4 protein-coding genes and 2 pseudogenes are annotated in these 3823 nt (G+C 31.4%); 4 read left to right on the top strand and 2 right to left on the bottom strand.

Annotation, left to right across the window (positions count from 1 at the left end):
- The coding region (locus tag IDG60_RS08595; RefSeq protein WP_206160620.1) for an ABC transporter ATP-binding protein at nt 1-560 on the top strand (560 nt) is incomplete at its 5' end.
- A gap of 67 nt (nt 561-627) precedes the next feature.
- The gene (locus IDG60_RS08590) at nt 628-1485 is read left to right on the top strand and encodes an HAD family hydrolase (protein WP_000370925.1); all 858 of its coding nucleotides are present in this window, start codon (nt 628-630) and stop codon (nt 1483-1485) included.
- Between the two features lie 657 nt (nt 1486-2142).
- Here the strand turns inward: IDG60_RS08590 and IDG60_RS08585 are convergent.
- Entirely contained in the window at nt 2143-2301 is a 159-nt protein-coding gene (locus tag IDG60_RS08585) for a hypothetical protein (RefSeq protein ID WP_001792784.1), read from the bottom strand.
- A 420-nt stretch (nt 2302-2721) separates the two neighbouring features.
- Here IDG60_RS08585 and IDG60_RS24660 point away from each other — a divergent pair.
- Nucleotides 2722-2820: pseudogene (locus IDG60_RS24660) on the top strand (recombinase family protein); the annotation flags it as partial.
- A 160-nt stretch (nt 2821-2980) separates the two neighbouring features.
- Nucleotides 2981-3085 (top strand): hypothetical protein, encoded by a 105-nt coding sequence (locus IDG60_RS08580; protein WP_001802298.1) that lies wholly within the window; start codon nt 2981-2983, stop codon nt 3083-3085.
- Between the two features lie 432 nt (nt 3086-3517).
- Here IDG60_RS08580 and IDG60_RS08575 read toward each other — a convergent pair.
- Nucleotides 3518-3823: pseudogene (locus IDG60_RS08575) on the bottom strand (transcriptional regulator); the annotation flags it as partial.

Raw genomic sequence — 3823 nt, 5'->3', positions numbered from 1 at the left:
CTGTACGACAACATATAGGTTTTGTATCTCATAGTTTACTGGAAAAGTTTCAAGAGGGTGAAAGAGTAATCGATGTGGTGATAAGCGGTGCTTTTAAATCAATTGGTGTTTATCAAGATATTGATGAAGAAGTACGTAATGAAGCACATCAATTACTTAAATTAGTTGGAATGTCTGCTAAAGCGCAACAATATATTGGTTATTTATCTACAGGTGAAAAACAACGAGTGATGATTGCGCGAGCTTTAATGGGGCAACCCCAGGTTTTAATTTTAGATGAGCCAGCAGCTGGTTTAGACTTTATTGCACGAGAATCGTTGTTAAGTATACTTGACTCATTGTCAGATTCATATCCAATGCTTGCGATGATTTATGTTACGCACTTTATTGAAGAAATTACTAGTAACTTTACTAAAATTTTGCTATTAAAAGATGGGGAAAGTGTACAACAAGGATTAATAGATGATATTTTGACATCTGAAAACATGTCACGATTTTTCCAGAAAAATGTAGCAGTTCAAAGATGGAATAATCGATTTTCTATGGCAATGTTAGAGTAAATATTTTGCAAATAATAAGTAATAATGACAAAATTTAATTAAGATAAAATGGACAGTGGAGGGCAATATGGATAACGTAAAAGCAATATTTTTGGACATGGATGGAACAATTTTACATGAAAATAATCAAGCATCAACGTATACGAAAGATGTCATTAATCAATTGAGAGAGAAAGGATATAAAGTATTTTTGGCAACAGGACGTTCGCATTCTGAAATACATCAACTTGTACCTCAAGATTTTGCGGTTAATGGCATCATTAGTTCAAATGGAACAATTGGAGAAGTAGATGGAGAAATTATCTTCAAGCATGGTTTATCATTGGCTCAAGTGCAACAAATTACTAATTTAGCTAAGCGCCAACAAATTTATTATGAGGTATTTCCTTTTGAAGGTAATAGAGTTTCTTTAAAAGAAGATGAAACATGGATGCGAGATATGATTCGTAGTCAAGATCCTATTAATGGCGTAAGTCATAGTGAATGGTCTTCAAGACAAGATGCGCTTGCTGGTAAGATAGATTGGGTAACTAAGTTTCCTGAAGGTGAATATTCAAAAATTTATCTATTCAGTTCTAATTTAGAAAAAATAACAGCATTTAGAGATGAATTAAAGCAAAATCATGTGCAACTACAGATTAGTGTTTCAAATTCATCAAGATTTAATGCGGAAACAATGGCTTATCAAACTGATAAAGGTACAGGCATTAAAGAAATGATTGCACATTTTGGTATTCATCAAGAAGAAACGTTAGTTATTGGAGATAGCGACAATGATAGAGCAATGTTTGAATTTGGTCATTATACAGTTGCTATGAAAAATGCACGCCCTGAAATCCAAGCATTAACTTCAGATGTAACGGCATACACGAATGAAGAGGATGGCGCAGCAAAATATTTAGCAAAGCATTTTTTAGCTGATTAATAAAATAGGTAGTTATTTATTATTTAATTTACAATAGTTGATGAGTAATGTACAAAGAGCAGTAAAGTTATTTTCTATTAGAAAATGTCTTACTGCTCCTTTGTATGCTAGTAATCCAGATACTAGTGTTACTTCTTCTTTTTGTCTTTCTTCTCCATATATGGAATGAAGAAAATCACAAATAGGGCACAGAGTATAGCTACAATTGAACCGTATGTCATATTAGCATCACCTTTTATATGGTTTATGCATTTAAGTATACTATAACAACTACCGTTATTTTAAGTAGGGGTGTATTTGCGTTAGAGCCCCTAACAACTCCAAAATCGCATTTGTGATTTTGGGATAATCAAACATTTCATTCCATAAGTAAGATATGTTTCACTTTATATGAGTTTTTTACATTCACATTCTGTAGTGGTTGTAAGAAAATTTTTTCTTTCTCTTAGGCAGTAATAGGCAATTTACCTGTACTAGTATGAACTTAGTAGTTAAATCGTTCATTAAGATTAAAAAAACTTAGGAATCTCTTCCAAATGCAATTCGTCTTGGTAAGCATTAATTTCATCTAATATTTTTGTTATTGATTCAACTTTATCTTTTTCTAGGGAGGCCGGAAATACAAGGTTTTACTTGAAATTTAAAACCATCAGTGAATTATTTAAATCTACGATTTATTCGACCACTTGTACTTTCTTTTCTTGGCTTATACATGACTATTTTCAAGTTATCCGTTACAAGTTCATTATATACACCTTCTATTAGCTCAAACGATTGTGTTAATGAATTAAATAAGGCATCACTTGATTTACTCATTGTTATGCATGATTATAAAACGAGAATAATAAAGTAGTAGCACACCTATATATAGTGGAATCCTTTGATTATCTTTCGTTTTAAAGTTAATGCTTTCTTTCCAGTCAAACTGTGCTTGATGATCAGGTTTTGTCTCGAATCTTGTTGTATCTTTAGGCGACATCTATTGATAACATTTCATAATATAAGGAGTAAATTCATCATGTTTAAGTATATAAGCTCTAAATGTATAATATGCACAGGTTAATCCATGTTTTTCCTTCGAATATTGCCAAAGTATACGCTTATAGTAAAATTTTTGTTCACTAGTGTCTGAAAGTAATTTTTCGAGGATAGGATAATACTTATCAATAATAGACTGACGATTTCTCTTTCAAAGTTTTCATTTTTCAATGTCTATTTTGAAGGGAGCATATCAGCCGAAAAGGTTGGTGCTCTTCTTTATCAGAGAATAAAAAATGAGAAATTAAATTTTTATATGATGAACAAACGATAACAGGGGAAGAAATAGCTAGTTAGACAAGGGTATGTCACTCAACTGTTTATCGAGTTGATTAAGAAATGAAAAAACTTATACTATGAATTACTGTTTAAAAGTGTGCATGTTATAATATTTATTGAGCAAGTTGGATAGATGGTGGCTAATCTCTTAATAAAGGGGTGATGCCTATGGTTATAGTTGTTACTCCTAGAAAGGACTAGCATGTCTGATTTTGAAATGCTGATGGTTGTATTAACAATCATTGGTTTAGTATTGATTAGTACTCAAGACCATAAAAAATAACCTTCTATTCGCTTTGACCGGCATTTTGAAGGCTATTTTTAAATAAAATATAAGGTCACCGTCTTTTTAACGGGCTCATTAGGGTAACATGTTTCCGAGTGTTGCCCTTTTTGTGTTTCAAGAGTTAAAGATTTTCATCTTTTGCTTCTACTTACTACAAATATATTTTAACACATTTTTCTTATGAATTGTAGTTCTGAACATAATCAGAATTAATAAAACCAACTTTCCATACAGCAGAAAATACAATTAAAAGTATAGAATGTAATCACGAATTATATAAAAAGTATTGGAGACCTCTTCATATATAGATAATTCACTTAGTTATTTTAGAAAGAAGCCCCTAACAACTAAAGTTGAAAAGTAGGAGCGCCTGCGCTAAGCGCATGCATAAGAGCCCCTAACAACTAAAGTTGTAAGGGGCTCCAAAATTTATTTTGGTTGATTGTCTTCTGGTTTATCTGAAGTCATCGTTTTTGTTGTATTATCATTTAATGAATCTTGTGCTTTTTCTGTTTTTGTTTCAACAGATGTTGTCACTTTACCATTTTCTACTTTTGTATTTTTTGGTTCAGTGACAACTTTTTTATCCTTGTCAGCTGTTTTTACTTTATCTTTAGTAATTTTTTGACCACGTTTTAAGTAATATTGAACGATACCCATTAAAATGATTGCATGAATAACAACGAATAAAATGATTGTCATTACTGTATAAACTCTTATGATATTTTCTGCAAC

Source organism: Staphylococcus sp. EG-SA-2 (assembly GCF_017152085.1).
Note: the sequence above shows the minus strand (reverse complement) of the source record. Positions and strands in the feature narration are given on the sequence as shown.

Bases quoted from the DNA above. Each gene is read 5' to 3' on its own strand.
- IDG60_RS08590 (WP_000370925.1), top strand. From the start codon at position 628: ATGGATAACGTAAAAGCAATATTTTTGGACATGGATGGAACAATTTTA.
- IDG60_RS08585 (WP_001792784.1), bottom strand. From the start codon at position 2,301: ATGAGTAAATCAAGTGATGCCTTATTTAATTCATTAACACAATCGTTT.